The sequence below is a fragment of the Luteibacter sp. GL_149 genome (genome assembly GCF_057834065.1).
Genome location: NZ_CM174395.1, coordinates 4429340 through 4447295, shown reverse-complemented (window position 1 = coordinate 4447295; position 17956 = coordinate 4429340). Strand labels below are relative to the sequence as shown.

The window sequence follows — 17956 nt, the reverse complement described above, 5'->3', positions numbered from 1 at the left end:
CCTGACTGCCAGCGTCCCCAGATAGGGGCGATGCAGGGAGCCAAGGGGCGGCGGCCTAGACCGTCGCCCTTTTTGCTATCCAATCGGCAGTCACAATGCCCCGTGGTTTGATAGGCATCCGCTGACACTTCCGGTTAACATCGGACCGCATTCGATCAGGGACGGTCCCGTGGACAAGTTCAAATCATACCTAGGCCTTGCAGTGATCCTAGCGGTCGCTTGGCTCTTCTTATCGCCTGACCCGGTGTCGTTCTACCACGACACGGTCCGTGCCACCCCATTGGATCGAACGGGGATCTCTCAGATCATCCAATATAGGACCCCGGCGTTTAACCTGCTCGCGCATGCACAGGCATATGCGGAACGATGCCCGGAGGGTCCAGAAACCCGTGATCTGACACCGCATGCCAGTTGTGGGCTGTATCTGCTGGCCCCCGACTTCATCAACGTTTACGACGTCGCCCAGGACATCCAGGCCTACGATCCCGGTTTCTTCAGAGCCTTGTCGGTCTACGACGACGCTCCCTCGGGCGATGCAAAAGACCAGGCCTGGGTCGAGGTCCAGCGCCGCGCCGTCGCCACTTATGCGAAGTTGCTGCCGGGTTACGAGGCGTCCTTCAAAGTTGCCGTCTATCTCTTCCATGTCCTGTTCGTCGGCCTACTCGTCCTCGCGGTCATCTTCCGCCGGCAAGTCGGGGCGGCCCTGTTGTTCCCGCTGACGCTATTGCTGAAGTTGCTGAAACAGGCCCATAAGCAGGTTTGAGCAAGGCGTTGTATGAACTGATTGAGCCATGCACGGGGCGGTTCATCCAGTCGGCAGTGGATGCATCCCCTCGCCTTTTAAAACGATACGCTATGACCTCCAATGACAATGCAAGGGAGGCTCTATGCGTTCGATCTATCGTTCAACCCTGTTGGCAGCCGGTTTGGCTAGTGCGCTCTTTGGGGAAGCCGCCATGGCGGCCAGCCCGCCATCCACCGGTTTGGGTCAGACCTGGCCGAATGCGGCGGATGTCAGTGCGTCCCCGCACTACCACGTCTACGTCTTTCAGAAGCAGGGCGTGCGGTTTGTGCAGGTCAATGACACGAACGGCACCGTTCGTGGGGCCGTCGCCTACACCGCCTCCGACAGCGTCCTAGACTTGCCCATCGGCGTCGATGCCAGCCGTTGGGTGACGTCCGCCGACGCCGCTGGGACGGCGGCTGATACGACCGGTGAACAGGTTTACCGGGACGAGGCCGTGATCATCCATGTCGCACCGCAGCCGGATGGCACCGCGCGACTGATGCTCGCCCCAGGTTGCGACGACCCGTTGGCGTGCAGCATTCGGTTCCAGTAGTTCTCTATCGGTGGTAGGGCTGCGCTGCGGCGCTGACACCGCGCTGTCGGGCGCCGAAAATCAGGGCGCCCGACAGCACCAGAGACAATGCCATTTGGACCTTCAAGGTTTCGGGATCAAGGAGGCCATGTGCGGTTGAGGCCAGCGCAAAACTCGCCATCATTCCGCCGACCGCCGTGCCATGCCAGCCGTATCGCCACGCCAAACCGAGGACGGGCCAGAGCAGGGCGAGACGAATAGCCTGTTGAAGACTTTCATCCGCTGTCGATTGGGTGAAATAGGCGAGTGCGGCGAGCGTGGGAACGACCCACCAAAGCACGTCACGAAGGAGTGGACTGCGCCATACGGTTGCAACCTTGATCGGTTCGCCGAGCGTTCGGAACCGCTCACGCATCGCCAAGATGACTGGCGTTAGGGTGAGGGCGCCGAGGTAGGCGCCCAGCAAACACGAGACGACGACTTGGACCGGATCGTGCCCCGGAAACTTGCCGGGCATGTGCATCAGCGCGGCGATCCATGTGACAGTGGTTATGACAGATGTGATCGCGGCAACGCCCAGTGTGGATGCCAGAATGACGGGCATACACAAGCGACCGTCTTTCTCAAAAAGGGACCAGCGTCGGAGGACGACGTTCAGCAGCGGCCACCACAGAGCGACGGTCGGGATCGAGGCCAGCACGGCCCACGTCATGCCGAACTTGCTGGCGCAAAACACGGCATTTTCGATGAGGGGAATGCTTTCACCGACCGCGATGGCAAGCCAAAAACGCCTCGGAAGCAGCAGCATGCACGCCAGGCGAAGCCCGGTCGTCAGTAGAAACTGAGGCGATGAGAGGTGATATGTGATCGCATAGACCGCCTCGTATGCGGCCCCCACTGCGACGTATTGCCCCCAAGCAATCCAATGCGCCGTGCCTCCCTTCACGCCTGCTCCTAAGATCGGAAAGAAATCGCCTATTAAGCGTGCCACGATTTTGTTGCCGGCGTCTCTGGTGAGCCGCGGTAAGGCGCCCAGATTTGGATCTCTTGCCGAAAATGCGTTATTCCTGCCGTTTCGCCTCCACCAGGACGTATTGCCCCTTGTCGCCCCAGCGCGGTGATTTCGGATCGAGCCGCACACAGGGGTGCCCGCCACACGAGGTCATGTTGACCTGCGCAAAAGCGGCCGCCGTTTCCGCGCTGACGTTGGCGGCGGCGGTGCGTGCCCGTGCATCCCCATAGGCCTGCCATTCCATCCAAAGCACGACGCCACCGCCAGCGATGAGCAGCACCATGGCGCCCAGGACGGCTAAGTAACTGAGGGTGATTTGCCGAGACAGCGTCGCCCGAGCACGGGCCAAGCCCTCGTCCAGGGCTGCTACCGCCGTCTGGACCTTCTTTCCCGCCGACGCCGCGGTTTGATCGAACCGGCCCGCACTTTCTCCCAGGGAAGCGTCGACACCTTGGCGGGCCGCCTGGCTCACTTGGTCGCCTGCGCTTTGGAGCAGTCGGTCCACGTCACCGCGAACGGCGGTCACGGTTTGACCGAGGGTTTGGCTGGCTTGTTCGTGCTGAGCGGCTGCAACCGAACTGCGGCGTTCCAGTGTTTCGGCGAGGAGGGCGAGTTGCTTGGCGGTTTCAATGAGGGGCGTGAGGTTGGCGTCCATGGTTGCCTGCGCGTCTGAGGGTGGGCTAAGGTCCGGATGGTCAGTCTAAGCCACGGAGTGCGCAGTGAGCGATCTCACAGATCAGGACCTTTACGGTCCGACCGGCAAGCCGGACGCCTCAGACATCCACCAGCGCAATCTTGGCGACTGCTATTTCGTTGCTCCCCTCGGTGCGCTTGCAACGCAGCAGCCGCAACGCATTCAGGATGCCATCGCGTATAACCCCGACACCAAGGCATTCACGGTCACGCTATACCAGCACGGCCACGGTGGGTTCCTGGGTCTGAAGGACGAAGCCAAGCCCATCCAGATCGAGATCAGCCAGGCCGAACTTCAAACCGACCTGAAGGTCAGCGACAACTTGACCCACGGCGCAGGCAATACCCGTGGGCCGATTTGGCCCGCCGTGATGGAAGCGGCCTACGGCGAAATGCAGGAACGCAAAGGCGAGGGAATGGAGCAGGGATTGGGTCGCATTGGGGGTGGCGGTTATCCGAAGAATGCGATCTATGCGCTGACCGGCGAACAACCCAGCCGGCTCTCTGCACACGACGCGAAAGACGTTCCCGTCGATAAGATGTATGACCGTCTCAACGGCGCGCTGCAAGAAGGGCGGCCGGTCTTGCTCAGCACCAATTACATGAAAGACGTGCCCAACGATGGTTTGATCAAAGGCGACGGGAACAGCGGGCATGTCTACATCGTGGAGGGCGCAACCAAGGATGCCAGTGGCAATGTCGAACTGACGTTGCGCAATCCGTGGGGCCACAACGTGGCGCCGGGCATGGGCATCAACTCGCCCGATCCCCACGTGAAGGTGGATTTGAAGACTGTGCTGCAAAACGGGCACGTGGATGAACTTGCGTTCGGCCCGAAACCGCCACAGCGAACGCAGGACAAAGAACACACCCAGGAACAGGGTCAAGACGGCGCGCCCAAGCAGGCCCCGTCGCAGGTGCGCACGGGCGACCCGGCGATGGATCAACTCCTGGCGAGCCTCCACGATCCGAAGGCCATGGACCAAGCCCTCACCTCGCTGGCAAAGTCGCCCGAAGGGCAGGCCTTCCATGCGCAAGGCCAGGCGCAATATCAAGCGATGGAAACACAGCAAGCGCAGCAGGCCCAACAAGCCCAGCAGGCGCAAACGCAGCAGCAAACCGGCCCGGTCATGGTGCGCTGACATGAGACTATTTGCGCGCACTGCATCCGTTGCTACGATCATTTTGATGTTGGGGGGAAGCGCCTGTGCGGCCCCCATCAAGGATACTTCCATGTCTCTGGACAAACTGCCCGTCAGCACGGCTTTCAATCCCCAAACGCCGATCGGTGCGGACATCTATCCGAAGGAGCAAGCCGCGTTTGTTCAAGGAGTCACGGCGCAAGTCCAGGCGAAGGGCTATCAGATCACCGGGCAGCGGGTATTCGTGTTCGTTGGGTATGTCCCGGACGTTGGACCGCAATGGGTGGTGCTCCATGCGGAACTCAACAATCACCTCGACGGCGCCTATCACGCTAAAGAGATCGCGAAAGAAATCAGTGAGACCGAGCCCGTCGCTTCGTCGATTTGGAAGTTGTCCGATGGACAGGTGATCGCAGTAGCACAGTCACATCCGCTTCCCGATGGTAAGGCGCTGGTGGGCTACTTTTCCCTCAAGAAGTAGTCCAGCCGGGTGCGTTGCATCTTGTTGCTGTGCATTTCCAGTCCATCAAGCCGCTGGTCGATTTTGTTTAGCCGACCGTCAATGCTATCCAGGCGGGTGATGATAGGAGCCACCGCAGTGGTGATGGCCTCCTTTTGCATGTCAGCGAAGTAGTTTTGGACCCCAATCATCGCTGTCATCACAACAGCAACGGCCGCCACCATACTCACCAAGCCTTTCCAAAAGGCAAGATGGTTCATACGATCGTCCTTTCGTTGGTGGCGGATATGCTGGCGTTGCACGAAGGCCGCGCTGGCGTGAGGGCGGCGATCCAAGTTGGCGTGTGGACGGGCCACACCGACTGAGTAGCAGCGGCACACGTCGGCGCGATCGCGCCAGGGCCATCGATCCAGAGCACAGAGCCGGACAAGGAACCGAACCGCCGGTCGAGTGCCGTCAGCGTTTCCGGTGCGACTGCCGCGCAGCCGGCGGACGTGCCCACATGCGTGGCGGAAACGTAAGGCGCCGGGTGCAGCATGATTTGGCGCTCGAACGCGTGTGCATTTGTCGACGAAACGCCTGCGAGCCGGTAACTGCCGCCGTGCTTGCCGACATAGGGGGCACCGACGACATAGGCGCCGAGGCTCGTTTTGCCCGAACCTTCGACATCGCCGAAGGTCGTGGGAACGCCGGTCTTGCCAGGGTCACTGCCATACCCGTTCGCGACCTGGGTCTGGAGCACAAGCGTGGGGTGGGTAGGATCGGATAGGTCAAAAGCCCAGAAGCGCCGAGCAAGGCTCGGCTGGCTCATGTCGGCGACGAGCAGCACACGCGGTGCCCCGCCACTGCACAAGGCCGCAGCGGACGCATGCGCCGCCACGTGCGGCGGCAGTTGGGGCAGGTCAAGCATCATTTGCGGTCACCTTTCGAAGCGCGTTCGCAGTAGTTGCTCAGCACCTTGGCGGCGAGCACATCGGGATGCATGCCCATCCGCTTTGCGGTTTCGGCAAGTGCGAGCGAGACCGACGTGGGGATGAACTGGAAGACGATCGGGTCTTGCCGGGTGGGTTGGAGGCCATCCATTTGTGCTGTCCAAACGTGTCAGGGATACCTTCAGGCTAGCGATGAAAACTTCATCCGGAAGGCCTTGACAGACTTTTATTCGTCTATAGGTTGGATGGTGTAGGGAGACCTTCCAGACCTCCCCGGAGAACACGCCATGGCTAGCGCAACCCACCCCGCCCACACGTTCGTTTCCAGCGCTGCCGGTGTATCCCTGCCGCTCCTGCACGCCGAGGCAATGGTCCATTTCGAGCGCACCGGTTTCATCAACATCGGCGGCCTGGTGGGCACCACCTGGCGCGCATCGAACATTCAGGGCCGCAGCCTCCGGCATCGCGCGGACTTCAACTGTTACACCCCCGAAACCGAGATCAACGGTGCGGTGCTGTTCCGCGCGATGATCCAGCAGGAACGCGTGGCCCGCTGGGAAGAAGAGTTGCGCGCCCAGTTGGCCCGCGACGTCGCCGCCCGCGCGCGTTGGGACGAAGCCGTCCGGGAGGGCGCCGCTCTGCAGGCGCAGAGCGCCTATGCGCATCGTCCCTGGTGCGCCCGCCTGGAGGCTTACGCATGAACCGCTTCGCCTTGCTCGCCCTCGCCCTCTTCATCGCCCCTCTGGCGCACGCCGGCCAGACCTCGGCCACCATGCAGGTCAGCGCGCGTGTGGTCGCTTCGTGTTCGGTATCGGCTGACGATCTTCGGTTCCCTGATTACACGTCGGGCGGTCCGGCGGTCCGCCAAATCGCGGACGTTCGCCTCCGCTGCACGAAGGGCGCCCCGGCCACCGTCTACATGGATGGGCCGCAGGTGCTGACGTCCACGGACGGCACCCCGTTGGCGTATGCCGTGCGCACCCCGGCCGGCGCTCCCTGGACCAGCACAGCGGGCGTCGCGGTCATGGGCCAGGGCTTGACCCCCATCGCGCTCCCGCTGACCGGCACGATCGCTGCAGGGCAGCGGGTCGCACCGGGGGACTACAAAGGCGAGGTGTTGGTTCGGGTCGTTTATTGACCGGTGGCGGCAGGGTCGCATCCCTTGCGATCCTGCCCGGCTTACACTGACCGGCCTCCAGTCAGTGCGAGCAACGGAATGGCGTATCACCTCTTCAACATCGGTAAGCCCGCCGACCTTCACTGGTGGCGCCAAAACCTCTATCGCGGCGTGATTACCGCCGGGTTTTTGGGCGATGAAGGGGATCGCGGCGAGGTCATCCTTAAGGGCATGGACGAAGGCGACACGGTAATCGCCTACGTTAACGGCCATGGTTTTGTCGGCGCGGGGCTCGCCCAGGGTGCGGGGACCTACCGCCTCCATAGACACCTTCCCCGCGGCTCATTGAGCGACCATTTGCACGAGCGAAAAGTGGCCTGGACGCTGGCTGTGTCGGATCTGGCGCAGGCCATCAAAGCAGATACCTTCGGGCGCCAAGCGCCGCGCAACACCAAGGAGCGGTTGCCCGATGTCGCAGAAGCCGAGCGCATCATCGAGGCGCTAAGGGCGCGCGGGGCTCGCGACCTGTCCCACGGGCTGACCATTCGGGGCGACGAGATCTACTGGCGCGCTGCCGACGCCGCGCTGACCCTGAGTTCGCGTGCAGGTCGGCCGGTTACAGCCGATGAAGTCCGTGATCACATCCTGTCCGTGTTTCCGGACTACAAGACGAGCAACGCGCTTAGTGACTTGAGTAAAGTCACCGTCAACGACCGCAACCGTGGGTTTCACGGCCGGGTGAGGTCGTCGAGCGAGCTGCGCTCCGACCAGGGCCATCCGCTCGACCTGCTTTATCGCAGTCGGGACGCATACGGCGATCCCGTCTATGAAGCCTACGATCGAGAGCGACACGGCGTATGGGCGTTGTATCCCGACCACCGCGGCCAACCGCGTCTCATTGAGCCTGGGCGCGAAGTCACTCTTGCCGAAGCCGCTTTGGAAGAAGCGCGGGAGGAAATCGCCGCCGAGCCGGTCGAACCCATCACGTCCGACCACGACGGCAGAAAAAGGGTCATGCGCGAGATCGTGGCTCGCGAAGGCCAAGGCGATTTTCGGGAAGGGCTATTGGCCGCTTATGGCCGTCGCTGCGCAGTGACCGGATGCGCGGTGGAAGACATTCTTGAAGCCGCGCACATCCGACCGTATCGCGGTGAACACACCCACCGCACGGACAACGGCATGCTGCTCCGCGCCGACATCCACACGCTCTTCGACAAGGGTCTGATCTGGATCGACGCAACGGGCCGCGTGCAAATGGCGGAGCGCCTGGCGGGAAGCGAATACGACCAATGGCGTGGGCAGGAACTGCGTCTGCCGGCGATGCAGTCCTGCCGCCCTCACGGCGACCACCTGGCCTATCACCGGACGACGACGGCGGGACAGCCTGAGTAGTCCTCGTCCTCCGATTGAAAGGCATCGAGAGATCCGTCGGAGGGCGGGTTATCCGCTCCTTCCACGGGGGTGAACTTGTTGGCCCACAGTTCGCGGGTGATGAACTGAAACCAGAGGTCAGCGGCGGTCATCAGATGCCTACCAGAGAAACTGTATTGATGTCCTTGCAGGCGAACGCGGCCCAGTTGACGTCGAGGTCACCGTTTGATGCCACTTGACCGTCTGCGTTGATGGCCGCCTGGTTGTTGATCAGCACATACCCGCCGACGAAGCGCTTGGTCGCCATCGTCGTCATCTTCACGCAGGCTGAGGCAGGCACCTCCTGGAAGGTGATCTGATATCCGAACCGGGAGCCGATCAAGAAGTTGCCGTTGACGCTGAGCGCGCCCCAGGGCCCCTGCGCCGACGTGCCATCTGCGTTGACCATGTCCCGTGGGATGACATGTGCATCGATGGCGCGCATTGTCGTGAGGCCGCTATACCCTGCGGCCTTTCCGCCCAAAACCTGCTGTAGGCCGGAGGCAATGGTAGAGGCCTGGTCGACTGCTGTTTCTGCGTCACTCGTCGCCTTCGCCGATTGATAAAGCCAGAACGCCCCGGCCCCGGCGCCAATCACGAGGATGAAGGTCAGGATCATTTCGAGCAAACCGAAGCCGGCGGTGCGGACATGCCGACGTGGGATATCCCACGTCGGCATTGACGCGAGAAGAACGGCGCTCATCACCGGATCTCCTGCGCGTCGACCGTGGAGGCTTCGCCCATCCCGGTGCCTTCCGTGCGCACGATGCTGAAGCCCTGGCGCGAGCGGACGAGCAACACGCGATCGCCCGTCCGAATGCCCTGATCGTCATCCTCGACCACCGACGTCAGCGAGCCGGTGGGGCGGCCCTGGTGATCGTAGCGCTGGACGAAGATTTGAACGGCGGGGTGCGAGCCCACGCGGTTGCCCACGGCCTGGCCCACGGCAGCACCCCCGGCGAGGCCAAGGATGCTCCCCACGCCGCGCATGCTCGACGAGGCGTTGCGAGTGAGGGCGTAGCCCGTGGCACCACCGACCGCGCCGCCGAGGTAGGTCCCCTTGTTGGTCCCGGTGTCCTTGATCTGGACGGGACGAACCGCGATCACCGTGGCGATTTCGGCTTGCTGGCGAGCGAGGGCGCTGCGGCTGTCAAAGACATTGGCCGACGTGTTCTGTTCCGCGATGGCGGACCCCGACGCGAGAGCGCAGGCGAGAACGAGAGTGCGGAAAGGAATGTGCATATTCACGTCCTCTTATTGACCCAGGCCGATGCCGACCGAGACGCCGATGGCGGTTCCGCCGGAGGCGAACGCGCCACCGATGGCCACACTCACGCGACCGGACTGCGATACATGGTTGAAGCCAATGCCCACGGCCGACTGACCGCGGTAGCCGGCCACCGACATGACCAACCGATCGCTCTGTTGGATGCCCTGCGCACCGAGCGCGAGCATGCCGATGGCGGATCCAACCGCACCCGCCTGCGCGGACTGCCGCGAAGCGCGATCGAATCGCTGATCGGTGTAGCCCTTGGCCCAATCCTTCGCCGCAGCGACCTGGTTATCCGTGTAGGATTGCGACTGCTGCACGGCCGCTTGGACCTGGGCGACGTTCGCCCCATCGTTGGGCGCCACACCGTTGGCAAGATTGTGGATCTGCGTGCCATCGGCGCCCTGAAGCGTCACGTCCTTCTGCGAGGCGTTGTCGTAGTGGACCGCCTTGGTGTCGTTGCCATTGCCCGTGCCGTCCTGGCCCGCCGGACCTTGCGGACCGGTATCACCGGTGTCGCCCTTCGGACCCTGTGGCCCGACCATTCCGCCGCCACCTGGCGGAACGGCGTCGATGCGCTGATCGAGAAAGGTTAATGCGGTGCCGACATCGCGGAAAGTTTGTCCGCTCAGCAGATACGAGGGCGGCTGGAAGGTGCCACCGGCGAACGAAGCGCCGCCACCGAACCCACCGACGACCCGTGCAATCTGGCCGACGTTCACAGCGTCGGTCGGCTCGCTACCCGCGTTGACTTGGACCAGTTGGCGATTGCCGAAGGCCGTGGTGAACGGACGATCGGCCACGGTCCCCGAGCCGATGGAGGTGGAGAAATCAGCACCCGCGAGAACCTGGGCACTCTGGCCGAACGCACTGGAGGCAACCGCATCAGCGACCGCGGAAGAACCCACTGCCGTCGCTTGACCGCCGGTGCCGAGCATCGAGGAACCATGCAGTCCCGCGGCCGCGCCGGCACCTACGGCCAGGTTCTGCGACGTGTCGGCGGATGCGCCGGCCTGGGCGTTCGGACCCACTGCGACGTTGAAGGCGGTTCCCGAGTTGCCAGCCTGCGCATTGCTGCCCATCGCCAGGCCCGAGTTGCCCTTGGCCTGCGCAGCCTGCGTTTCAGTGGACGCGATCCAGGTGACGCCACCGGTGCTCACTTGGCCGATGGCATCGTTGAGTTGCTGGACGTTCACCGCATCCGTGTTGGCCTGACCCTCCGCAACGTTGGTCAATCGACGCTGATTCGCGGCATCACCAATACTGACGGTGTTGGGTTCGTTGGCAACGCTGTTGAAACCAATGGCGGTCGCCTGATCCGCCGTCGCCGATGAGCCGACGCCGAACGCCGAAGCGTAGGCGCCACTGGCGACGCTGCCCACGCCGAACGATAGGGCGAAGTCACCACTGGCTTGCCCGAGCAAAGCGACGGCTTTGGTTCCGGAGGCACTGGAACCCGCGCCTGCCGCAAAGGCCCCATTGCCGGTGGCGGCGGACTGGGCACCGATCGCCGTTGCCAACGAGTTGTTTGCGAAGGCGCCTGCGCCCACGGCCGTTGCGTTGCTGTTCCCGACGTTCGACGTGTTGGCGAAGGCACCCGCACCCACGGCCACGTCGCCTGCGCCCGTGGCCTGTGCTCCTGCGCCAAAGGCAGACGATTGACCACCCAAGGCCTTCGACCCGGTGCCCACCGCCGTTGCGTTGGTGTTGAAAGTCGGACCGGTCGGGTCGGTGTCTGCGGCACCGTTGTAACCCGCCGTCCCCCCGATCGTAATCGATCCGTTGGTGCGCGCGAGTCCATACACGGCAACCGAGTTGTCACCCAGGGCCTGGCTATTTGGGAATGAGTTGCCCAGTGCAGGGTTACCCACACACATCCAAAGATAAGGGCAGGTCTCCGCGTGGAGGGGAAGCGGTGCGGCAGCGAAGAAAGGAAGCGCACACAACAGCGCGCGGAGGAGGCGGGGAGAGCGGAGAGGAAGCATGGTGTGTCTCGGCGGGGAAGTGGCGGACACAACCCATGCTAGTCACCGAAACTTCATCCGGAAGCCCCCTAAGAACAAAAAAAGCCGCGACGGATCGCGGCTCTCGTTCGGTGGGCGCAGCGGGAAGCGTTACATCGCGAAGCCCGGCACACGACGTGTGACCTCCCGCATCACGGCGTGGGCGAGCGCGTCATCCAGCCCGCCTGCCAGAATGGTTCGTTGTCCCTCGTGTTCCAGATTCACAACGAAACTCACGGCCGCAATCAGCCGTTGGGTGGTCATCCCCATCTGCGCAACACCGGCCGTGGCATTGAAGCCGCCGACGGCCACGACCCGTCCATCCATCGCGTTGGTGATGGTCACGCGTGCGATCACGGCACTCGGGATGAGCGTGCCATCGCGCAGGCGAACGCCTGCGGCTCCGATGTCGAAACCGTGACGTTGCGCCTTTCGCCTTGCATTGTGAAACAGCCCAAAGAGTTTCGAGATCGCGCCGGCAATCAGGGCCAGGAACACCACGATGATGAACACGAACATCGGCAAACGCGGGTTCGACGTCCCGGACGTCACCCAGAACGCTGCGGCTACCGCCGGAACCACAGCGGCCACCCAGGAAACCACGGTAATGCGTGCGGGGAGGGGCCTGGGGCGCGCATAGATATGGGTCCATTCGCCCCGTTCCTCGACCAGGAGCGGTGGCCCGTGCTTCGCGGCGCTAGCCCCGCGCAGGGCCGCAAAGCGGCCCACCCCAATCCAACCTACGATGGCGCCCACAGCGAAGCCGGCGTAAGGCAATGGACCGTCGTTGACGCGGTATCGATGGAGGATTGCGAAGAAGGACATCACGAGGACCAGTCCGACGAAGCCGCTTATCAAGGCAGCGATGACGCGCAGCGGAAGCGCGTTCACAGGTGCGCCGCCCGGTCCAGGTTTCCGTTGGGATCAAAGACCGTCCACATCGATTTACCGATCGTGCTGTTGATCGTCGGCGCCGACGGGTTCACGTAGCCTGAGAGCCAGGCGAGGCGCAAAAGGATGCTCCGGTATTGGATGCTAAAGGCGTAGGCATTCGGACCGGTCGCCTCGATCTGGAACAGGCGCAACGGCGGATTTGGCCCCGCGTTTCGCGTCGACGACGACGCGGCATGGGACGAGCCTTCGACGTTTTGTGCGGGCAAGATCGCGTTCGCCAACGTCATCCCTTGGCCTGCGTCGACCGTGGACGGATTGCCCAAATCATCCATCTGGATGATGGGCGAGTTGCAGATCTGAAACGTCTCAATCGTCGGCGACTTCTCGGAGCGCCAGATGCTCGCGCGCACCGTCCAGCACGGCTCCGAAGCGCCGAAACGGGTGAAGGTCAACGCCACCCTCGGAAAGGTGTCCACCCCCGGCCGGTAGTTGCCGAAGATCCCCGGGAACGATCCATGGGCAGGGCTGATGGGGCGGTAGTAGTCACCGGCGGTCGTGGCCCCCGCCGAGTTGTTCGAGCCTGCGGTGGCAGGCTTACCCACCACCGCCTGCGCGGTCTGCGTGACAGCCGAACCGGCGCGCTGGAGAAATCCACGGAACCCACCTTCACTTTCCTGCGCCAGAGCCACGGCAGGTGCGACGGTGGCGCCCAAGAGGGCAGCGGCCAAAAGCAAACCAAACCTTTTCATACGAAACCCCTGTTTCGGCGGGTGAATGTGACCATCGCCCAGGCGCACCCGTTCCATCCCGGCGAAAGCAGGATACTTTCGTTACACAAAACAACGGCTAAATCAGTAGTCGTAAAACGGCTAAAGATACGAGTTCCGCGTAGGCGTATAGCGGGTAATAGGTTGACGGCCGACCACTATTTGGACGGCACGCACATGAAGCGCAAGACGGTTCACTCCCCGGAGCACTTGGAACTGACGACCCTCCTGTTTGACCTCCGCCGCCGGGCGAACCTGACCCAGACTGAAGCCGCCGCGGCGCTCGGCCGGCCCCAGACCTACATTTCGGCGGTGGAGGTGGGGCGACGGAACCTGGATCTGGTCCAGGTCCGGGAGTTCTGTGTCCTATACGGGGTCACGTTTCCCCGGTTCGCAGTGCTGTTCGAGCAACGGTTGAAGGCCATGGAGAGCCACCGGCGACCGCCTCGCCTGACCCGCAAGAGCCCTGAGAAAGCGCCGGCCAAGCCTGTTGCCAAGAAGGCCGCGAAGAAGGCGCCCAAGGCCCGAAAATGAAACGGGCCGCTGGGGTTAGCAGCGGCCCGGTCGGGCGTCGGTCAAAACTCTATGCAAGGGGCATGTTCGTAGCGCCTGACTTCCCGGCCCCGCATGTATCGCACAGACCCCGTCCTGATTTCAACCCGTTGTAGTCGGAAAACGGGTATCGGCCTCCGACGCTCTTACGCCGCCAACCGGTGTTCGTAGAACGCCTGCGGCCGGTCATCGAGGATGGCGTAAAGCGCGGCCAGGTTCGTCGGGTCCGGGTTGAGCCAGGCGTCCACGTGCTCCGGTTTGATCTGGATGATGCAGCGGTCGTGACCGGTCTCGGCCACTTCGGGCGGCGGGTCATCGGTGATGGCCGCGTAGGACCACAAATCTTCGCCAGGACCGGTCCAGTGGGAATACAGGCAGGCAATGATCATGTCCTGCCGTGGCTGCGGCTTGAACTCCAGGACGATGTTTTCTTCGGGCTCACCGGGTGCCAACGCCCGGTGTTCGGCCGCATGGCGAGCCACGTTCTCGTAGAAGGCGTTGACGACCATGATCCCGTGGGTGTGCCCGAACTGCCCGCGCCAGAACCGTTCGAGGTTGTCCCGCCTTGCGTTATACGTGCCGCTGACCCGGCCATCCTTCGTCCGATCGATGGAGGCGGGCATCCCTTCGGGACGGCAGTGGTAACGCATCGGGATCACGACCTTTTCGCCATTCCGAACGATCATCACCGGCGCGTAAGTGTCGGGAAATATCCGTGCGTCGCGATCCACGGGCTCCCTGCGCCGAAGGTCGGCCAACTTAACCTGGATCGCGCTGATCTTGCTGGTCGCAATGCGCTGGTGTTCGAGAGCCGCCTTCGTCGTCCGCGTCTGCAAGGTGCGTTCGGCATCGGCCAGGCGCTTTTTCTGCTTGAACAGATCCTGTTCCAGAGCGGAGGCTTGCTCCGCATCGAACGCCTTGATTAACGTTCCGATTTCGCGTTCGGGTGGGGTGGTCGGATGCGCAAATGCATCCGCCATGGCCTTGGGTATCCGGATCTTCCGCTCCCGCGTTCGCTCGCCGAAGAGGCGCACGAACTCGGTGATGGAAAGGGTGGCGCCGAACTCCCGCTGGTAGCGGTGATAGTCCGCCCACACTTGGGCCGAGTAGCACATGTCATCATCCCGCGCTGGTGGCTAGGCCCAGCATACCCGCCTCGCGCTCTCAGACGCTGAGACGGATCGGGTGGTAATCTTGATTTTCGTTCAGTAATCAAGAAGAGCCCCATGACACCCCCTGATCACGGTGGATTCCGACCGGGCGCCGGCCGGAAAGCAGGCTCCGGCCCCTTCGGCGAGCCCACGCAACCCATCCGCGTGCCCGCCAGTCAGGTCGAAACGGTGGTGTCTTACCTGGACACCTACCGCCAGCCGACGACCGCTGGGGATGCTCGGCCGGTCTCACTAATCCCGACAACGGTCAGCCTGGCCGCCTTCGCCAGTCGGGTGCCGGCAGGCTTTCCCTCCCCCGCCGAAGACTATATCGATAACAGCGTCGATCTGAACTCCGAACTCATCCAGCAGGGACATGAGGCTTCGACCTACGTCCTGGTGGTCAAAGGCTGGTCGATGATGAACGCTGGGATTTTTGATGGCGATCGCATCGTGGTGGATCGGGCGCTCGATCCGCAGCAAGGCGATGTGGTCGTGGCCGTCCTCAATAACGATTTGACGGTGAAGCGATTGGGGACGCTGGACGGCAAGTTGGCGTTGATGCCGGAGAACCCGCATTTCAAACCAATCGTGCTGGACGATGGGGATGAACTGGTGATCTGGGGCGTGGTGACCAACTGCCTTCGGAGTTTTCGCCGAGGTGGGCGATAGCCCGCTAGGAAAAAATCACACTTCGGTTGCATCGGCTCTAAATAGGAGGAGTGATCAACCATAGGAGACTCATATGACCACTACAAACCAAACCGAAACCCCAGTCGCCGGTCCGAAGCATCATCCCTACAACCAGCAAGCGTTGTTCGCAGCCAAAGCGGCGAATACGTTCTATTCGTTTGGCTTCCGAACGGGTGATCCCGAAGACTTGAACATGGTCGTGCCGGACCTGCACCTGTTCAACGGCTATGCCATGAACCTGGTCGCGTTGCGTGAGGCGCCTCGCACGATGAGCGCGATGCTCAACGCCACGCCACAGGTTGAAACGCTTTACCACGCCAGCAAGTTGGTCGATGACCTGTGGATCCACTGGGACAGCGAAGTCAACGAACTCGTGGGCACCTGGCGACCGCATCCGCGATGATCGACGGTGAACCGCCCCGCCGCATCGCCCTGGTCGATGCCAACAGTTTCTATTGCTCGGCCGAACGCGTCTTTCGGCCGGATCTGGAAGGCGTGCCCGTCGTCGTGCTGTCGAACAACGATGGGTGCGTGGTGGCGCGCAGTTCAGAAGTCAAAGCCCTGGGCGTGCCGATGGGCGCGCCCTGGTTCAAGATGCGCGACTTGGCGCGGCAGCACCGCATCGTCGCGTTCTCCAGCAACTACACCTTGTATGGCGATATCAGCCGCCGGTTCATGGACGTGCTGGGCCAGTTCGTGCCCGACGAGGATCAGGAGGTTTACTCGATCGATGAGTGCTTCCTCGACTTCACCGCTCAACCGCGGCTGGATCTGACGGCACACGGGCGGGTCATCCGCGATCGTGTGCGCCAGTGGACCGGCTTGCCGGTGTGCGTGGGTGTCGGCGCCACCAAAACGCTGGCGAAAATGGCGAACAACGTGGCGAAGAAACAGCCCCGGTGGGGAGGTGTGTGCGACCTCTCTGCATTGCCCGAAACCGAGTTGGACCAGGTGCTGGCCGAGTTCGACGTGCAGGACGTGTGGGGCATCGGGCGGCGCCTGTCCGAGCAGTTGCGCGAAGGTGGCATTGCCACGGCAGCCGACTTGCGCCGTTGCGATCCCAAGCGCATCCGCGAACGATTTTCCGTCGTCGTGGAACGCACGGTCTCCGAACTGCGCGGGGTGGCGTGCGTGGCGTGGGAAAATGAGCCGCCCGCCAAGAAGCAGATCATCGCTTCGCGCTCGTTTGGCGGTCCGCTATGCACCCTCGACCAGTTGGCCGCCCCTGTCCAGTTTCATGCGAGCCGTGCCGCTGAAAAACTCCGGCAGCAGGGCAGTGCCGCAGGTCGCGTGGCCGTCTGGATCCAGACCAACGTCTTTCGACCGCAGGATGCGCAATACACACCGATGCGAAGCGTGGCGCTTCCCAGCGCGACCGACGACACGGCGACGATCGCGGCCTGGTCCATGGCGGTGCTGCGCATGGTGTGGCGGCCCGGCTATCGCTACGTCAAAGCAGGGGTCATGCTGGATGACCTGCGCCCGCGCGAACTGGTCCAAGGCTCACTCTTCGACACCGCCCCGCCCGAGCGCAATGCTCAGCGCGAAACACTCATGGGCGTGCTCGATAAGGCCAATCGGAAATGGGGCCGGGGAACTCTGTGCATCGGCGCGGCCGGCGTGCGCGACCAGCGCGACTGGGCGATGCAGCGCGGGATGCTCAGCCCCTGCTACACGACGAACTGGAACCAACTGCGCGTTGTATCGAGCGACTAGCCCTGGCCGTGTTCGCGCGTTGCCGCGTGTTCGGCCTGTGCAGCCCGTGAGCGCGCATCGAGGTAGTCAGCCAGGGTGAGCCAGGCGCACGTGTCCGCGCGCGTCATGGCGACGTCGCCACGGAGGGTTAGCCCGAAATCCACGGGGCGCCGATGTGGGCCGATGAGTGCAAACGGCCAGACGTCCGACGGACGCGCTTCATGAAGAAACGCGGCGAACGAAGCAAACCTCATTGCCTCCAAGTGCGCGTTGATCGCGGCTTGTTCGGCGAGCCACACGCGATAACGGCGCACCGATCCCATCGAATACCACACTGCAGCGCGCTTCTTTTCGCGCGGCTCCGGATGGGGCGGTTTGGGTGGTCGCGTGCGCATGCGTTCTTTGAGTGAGCCGATGGAAAGGCCGGTCAACATCATCACTTGCGTGGGCAGCAAAAGCACGTCGTCCGAGAGGTCTCCGGCTATCGTTTGCAAGAGGTTGTCGGGGATGGCTTGAACGCGTTTTGGCATGGTCTGCATCGTGCCAGTCGGAAGCCATCCTGGCTACGCTTCCAACGGTTCAAGGGGGAGCCATAGCGGAGCCATCGCCGGGAAGGTCTTGGGACATTCGGATTCGATGTCCCGAAATGCCGCTATAACTATCTGAATATAAATAGCTAAAATGGTGGGCCCACCAGGACTCGAACCTGGAACCAAAGGATTATGAGTCCTCTGCTCTAACCATTGAGCTATAGGCCCGCGTGCGGGTCGCAAGTGTAGCGAATGGAGCGGGGTGGAGCGACAGCGCGGACGGCGGCGTTGCGCCGCCGTCCGTCGGCGGGTGGCT

General features: G+C 62.8%; 23 protein-coding genes and 1 tRNA gene. 11 read left to right on the top strand and 13 right to left on the bottom strand.

What is annotated here, in order from left to right; all coding sequences use genetic code 11:
• Positions 1–169: 169 nt before the first annotated feature.
• Both AC3IR3_RS19520 and AC3IR3_RS19515 read left to right on the top strand, forming a co-directional pair.
• Positions 170–763, top strand: a complete 594-nt coding sequence (locus AC3IR3_RS19520) for a hypothetical protein (protein WP_489194594.1) — start codon at positions 170–172, stop codon at positions 761–763.
• Positions 764–887: 124 nt separating this feature from the next.
• A complete protein-coding gene (locus AC3IR3_RS19515) occupies positions 888–1340 on the top strand; it encodes a hypothetical protein (protein WP_489194592.1) in 453 nt (150 codons plus the stop codon).
• Between the two features lie 4 nt (positions 1341–1344).
• Here AC3IR3_RS19515 and AC3IR3_RS19510 read toward each other — a convergent pair whose 3' ends face one another.
• Both AC3IR3_RS19510 and AC3IR3_RS19505 read right to left on the bottom strand, forming a co-directional pair.
• On the bottom strand, positions 1345–2265 hold the full coding sequence (locus AC3IR3_RS19510) for an MASE1 domain-containing protein (RefSeq protein ID WP_489194590.1): 921 nt from the start codon (positions 2263–2265) through the stop codon (positions 1345–1347).
• 115 nt (positions 2266–2380) lie between these two features.
• Positions 2381–2986 carry a hypothetical protein gene (locus tag AC3IR3_RS19505; RefSeq protein WP_489194588.1) on the bottom strand — a complete coding sequence of 202 codons (606 nt, stop codon included), beginning with the start codon at positions 2984–2986 and terminating at the stop codon, positions 2381–2383.
• Positions 2987–3050: 64 nt separating this feature from the next.
• Here AC3IR3_RS19505 and AC3IR3_RS19500 point away from each other — a divergent pair, with 64 nt between their 5' ends.
• Positions 3051–4166 carry a C2 family cysteine protease gene (locus tag AC3IR3_RS19500; protein WP_489194586.1) on the top strand — a complete coding sequence of 372 codons (1116 nt, stop codon included), beginning with the start codon at positions 3051–3053 and terminating at the stop codon, positions 4164–4166.
• Between the two features lie 91 nt (positions 4167–4257).
• The gene (locus tag AC3IR3_RS19495; RefSeq protein WP_489194584.1) at positions 4258–4647 is read left to right on the top strand and encodes a hypothetical protein; all 390 of its coding nucleotides are present in this window, start codon (positions 4258–4260) and stop codon (positions 4645–4647) included.
• On the opposite strand, the gene AC3IR3_RS19490 is transcribed toward AC3IR3_RS19495, so the two are convergent.
• The 3 genes from AC3IR3_RS19490 to AC3IR3_RS19480 form a co-directional block, all read right to left on the bottom strand.
• A complete protein-coding gene (locus tag AC3IR3_RS19490) occupies positions 4626–4886 on the bottom strand; it encodes a hypothetical protein (RefSeq protein ID WP_489194582.1) in 261 nt (86 codons plus the stop codon). The two genes, AC3IR3_RS19495 and AC3IR3_RS19490, sit on opposite strands and share 22 nt — an antisense overlap.
• On the bottom strand, positions 4883–5455 hold the full coding sequence (locus AC3IR3_RS19485) for a murein L,D-transpeptidase catalytic domain-containing protein (RefSeq protein WP_489194580.1): 573 nt from the start codon (positions 5453–5455) through the stop codon (positions 4883–4885). Before AC3IR3_RS19485 ends, AC3IR3_RS19490 begins: the two co-directional genes overlap by 4 nt.
• A gap of 80 nt (positions 5456–5535) precedes the next feature.
• Entirely contained in the window at positions 5536–5709 is a 174-nt protein-coding gene (locus tag AC3IR3_RS19480; protein ID WP_489194578.1) for a hypothetical protein, read from the bottom strand.
• 136 nt (positions 5710–5845) lie between these two features.
• Here AC3IR3_RS19480 and AC3IR3_RS19475 point away from each other — a divergent pair, with 136 nt between their 5' ends.
• From AC3IR3_RS19475 to AC3IR3_RS19465, 3 genes are all read left to right on the top strand, one after another.
• Positions 5846–6259 (top strand): hypothetical protein, encoded by a 414-nt coding sequence (locus AC3IR3_RS19475; protein WP_489194577.1) that lies wholly within the window; start codon positions 5846–5848, stop codon positions 6257–6259.
• A complete protein-coding gene (locus AC3IR3_RS19470) occupies positions 6256–6696 on the top strand; it encodes a spore coat protein U domain-containing protein (protein WP_489194575.1) in 441 nt (146 codons plus the stop codon). Before AC3IR3_RS19475 ends, AC3IR3_RS19470 begins: the two co-directional genes overlap by 4 nt.
• Before the next feature lie 78 nt (positions 6697–6774).
• Positions 6775–8067 (top strand): HNH endonuclease, encoded by a 1293-nt coding sequence (locus tag AC3IR3_RS19465; protein WP_489194573.1) that lies wholly within the window; start codon positions 6775–6777, stop codon positions 8065–8067.
• Positions 8068–8197: 130 nt separating this feature from the next.
• On the opposite strand, the gene AC3IR3_RS19460 is transcribed toward AC3IR3_RS19465, so the two are convergent.
• From AC3IR3_RS19460 to AC3IR3_RS19440, 5 genes are all read right to left on the bottom strand, one after another.
• On the bottom strand, positions 8198–8788 hold the full coding sequence (locus AC3IR3_RS19460) for a type 4 pilus major pilin (RefSeq protein WP_489194572.1): 591 nt from the start codon (positions 8786–8788) through the stop codon (positions 8198–8200).
• On the bottom strand, positions 8788–9327 hold the full coding sequence (locus tag AC3IR3_RS19455; protein ID WP_489194570.1) for an outer membrane lipoprotein: 540 nt from the start codon (positions 9325–9327) through the stop codon (positions 8788–8790). Before AC3IR3_RS19455 ends, AC3IR3_RS19460 begins: the two co-directional genes overlap by 1 nt.
• A 12-nt stretch (positions 9328–9339) precedes the next feature.
• Positions 9340–11226, bottom strand: a complete 1887-nt coding sequence (locus AC3IR3_RS19450; RefSeq protein ID WP_489194568.1) for a YadA-like family protein — start codon at positions 11224–11226, stop codon at positions 9340–9342.
• Between the two features lie 243 nt (positions 11227–11469).
• Positions 11470–12249: a hypothetical protein gene (locus tag AC3IR3_RS19445; RefSeq protein WP_489194566.1), complete on the bottom strand. Its 780-nt coding sequence runs from the start codon at positions 12247–12249 to the stop codon at positions 11470–11472.
• On the bottom strand, positions 12246–13001 hold the full coding sequence (locus AC3IR3_RS19440; RefSeq protein WP_489225031.1) for a hypothetical protein: 756 nt from the start codon (positions 12999–13001) through the stop codon (positions 12246–12248). The genes AC3IR3_RS19445 and AC3IR3_RS19440 overlap by 4 nt, the downstream gene beginning before the upstream one ends.
• Positions 13002–13196: 195 nt before the next feature.
• Here AC3IR3_RS19440 and AC3IR3_RS19435 point away from each other — a divergent pair, with 195 nt between their 5' ends.
• Positions 13197–13553: a helix-turn-helix transcriptional regulator gene (locus AC3IR3_RS19435; RefSeq protein WP_489194562.1), complete on the top strand. Its 357-nt coding sequence runs from the start codon at positions 13197–13199 to the stop codon at positions 13551–13553.
• Positions 13554–13717: 164 nt separating this feature from the next.
• Here AC3IR3_RS19435 and AC3IR3_RS19430 read toward each other — a convergent pair whose 3' ends face one another.
• Complete coding sequence (locus tag AC3IR3_RS19430; RefSeq protein WP_489194561.1) at positions 13718–14686, bottom strand: SOS response-associated peptidase family protein; 969 nt, start codon at positions 14684–14686, stop codon at positions 13718–13720.
• Positions 14687–14797: 111 nt separating this feature from the next.
• On the opposite strand from AC3IR3_RS19430, the gene AC3IR3_RS19425 reads away from it, so the two are divergent.
• From AC3IR3_RS19425 to AC3IR3_RS19415, 3 genes are all read left to right on the top strand, one after another.
• Complete coding sequence (locus tag AC3IR3_RS19425; RefSeq protein ID WP_489194559.1) at positions 14798–15394, top strand: LexA family protein; 597 nt, start codon at positions 14798–14800, stop codon at positions 15392–15394.
• Positions 15395–15467: 73 nt separating this feature from the next.
• Positions 15468–15818 carry a hypothetical protein gene (locus AC3IR3_RS19420; RefSeq protein WP_489194557.1) on the top strand — a complete coding sequence of 117 codons (351 nt, stop codon included), beginning with the start codon at positions 15468–15470 and terminating at the stop codon, positions 15816–15818.
• Entirely contained in the window at positions 15815–17131 is a 1317-nt protein-coding gene (locus AC3IR3_RS19415) for a Y-family DNA polymerase (protein ID WP_489194555.1), read from the top strand. Before AC3IR3_RS19420 ends, AC3IR3_RS19415 begins: the two co-directional genes overlap by 4 nt.
• On the opposite strand, the gene AC3IR3_RS19410 is transcribed toward AC3IR3_RS19415, so the two are convergent.
• Both AC3IR3_RS19410 and AC3IR3_RS19405 read right to left on the bottom strand, forming a co-directional pair.
• Complete coding sequence (locus AC3IR3_RS19410) at positions 17128–17640, bottom strand: hypothetical protein (protein ID WP_489194553.1); 513 nt, start codon at positions 17638–17640, stop codon at positions 17128–17130. The two genes, AC3IR3_RS19415 and AC3IR3_RS19410, sit on opposite strands and share 4 nt — an antisense overlap.
• 152 nt (positions 17641–17792) lie before the next feature.
• Positions 17793–17868 (bottom strand) — tRNA-Ile (locus tag AC3IR3_RS19405).
• Positions 17869–17956 lie beyond the last annotated feature (88 nt).

Bases quoted from the DNA above. Each gene is read 5' to 3' on its own strand.
- AC3IR3_RS19515 (WP_489194592.1), top strand. From the start codon at position 888: ATGCGTTCGATCTATCGTTCAACCCTGTTGGCAGCCGGTTTGGCTAGT.
- AC3IR3_RS19480 (WP_489194578.1), bottom strand. From the start codon at position 5,709: ATGGATGGCCTCCAACCCACCCGGCAAGACCCGATCGTCTTCCAGTTC.
- AC3IR3_RS19465 (WP_489194573.1), top strand. From the start codon at position 6,775: ATGGCGTATCACCTCTTCAACATCGGTAAGCCCGCCGACCTTCACTGG.
- AC3IR3_RS19470 (WP_489194575.1), top strand. From the start codon at position 6,256: ATGAACCGCTTCGCCTTGCTCGCCCTCGCCCTCTTCATCGCCCCTCTG.
- AC3IR3_RS19440 (WP_489225031.1), bottom strand. From the start codon at position 13,001: ATGAAAAGGTTTGGTTTGCTTTTGGCCGCTGCCCTCTTGGGCGCCACC.
- AC3IR3_RS19490 (WP_489194582.1), bottom strand. From the start codon at position 4,886: ATGAACCATCTTGCCTTTTGGAAAGGCTTGGTGAGTATGGTGGCGGCC.
- AC3IR3_RS19415 (WP_489194555.1), top strand. From the start codon at position 15,815: ATGATCGACGGTGAACCGCCCCGCCGCATCGCCCTGGTCGATGCCAAC.
- AC3IR3_RS19495 (WP_489194584.1), top strand. From the start codon at position 4,258: ATGTCTCTGGACAAACTGCCCGTCAGCACGGCTTTCAATCCCCAAACG.
- AC3IR3_RS19460 (WP_489194572.1), bottom strand. From the start codon at position 8,788: ATGAGCGCCGTTCTTCTCGCGTCAATGCCGACGTGGGATATCCCACGT.
- AC3IR3_RS19410 (WP_489194553.1), bottom strand. From the start codon at position 17,640: ATGCCAAAACGCGTTCAAGCCATCCCCGACAACCTCTTGCAAACGATA.
- AC3IR3_RS19435 (WP_489194562.1), top strand. From the start codon at position 13,197: ATGAAGCGCAAGACGGTTCACTCCCCGGAGCACTTGGAACTGACGACC.
- AC3IR3_RS19420 (WP_489194557.1), top strand. From the start codon at position 15,468: ATGACCACTACAAACCAAACCGAAACCCCAGTCGCCGGTCCGAAGCAT.
- AC3IR3_RS19475 (WP_489194577.1), top strand. From the start codon at position 5,846: ATGGCTAGCGCAACCCACCCCGCCCACACGTTCGTTTCCAGCGCTGCC.
- AC3IR3_RS19430 (WP_489194561.1), bottom strand. From the start codon at position 14,686: ATGTGCTACTCGGCCCAAGTGTGGGCGGACTATCACCGCTACCAGCGG.
- AC3IR3_RS19425 (WP_489194559.1), top strand. From the start codon at position 14,798: ATGACACCCCCTGATCACGGTGGATTCCGACCGGGCGCCGGCCGGAAA.
- AC3IR3_RS19505 (WP_489194588.1), bottom strand. From the start codon at position 2,986: ATGGACGCCAACCTCACGCCCCTCATTGAAACCGCCAAGCAACTCGCC.
- AC3IR3_RS19455 (WP_489194570.1), bottom strand. From the start codon at position 9,327: ATGCACATTCCTTTCCGCACTCTCGTTCTCGCCTGCGCTCTCGCGTCG.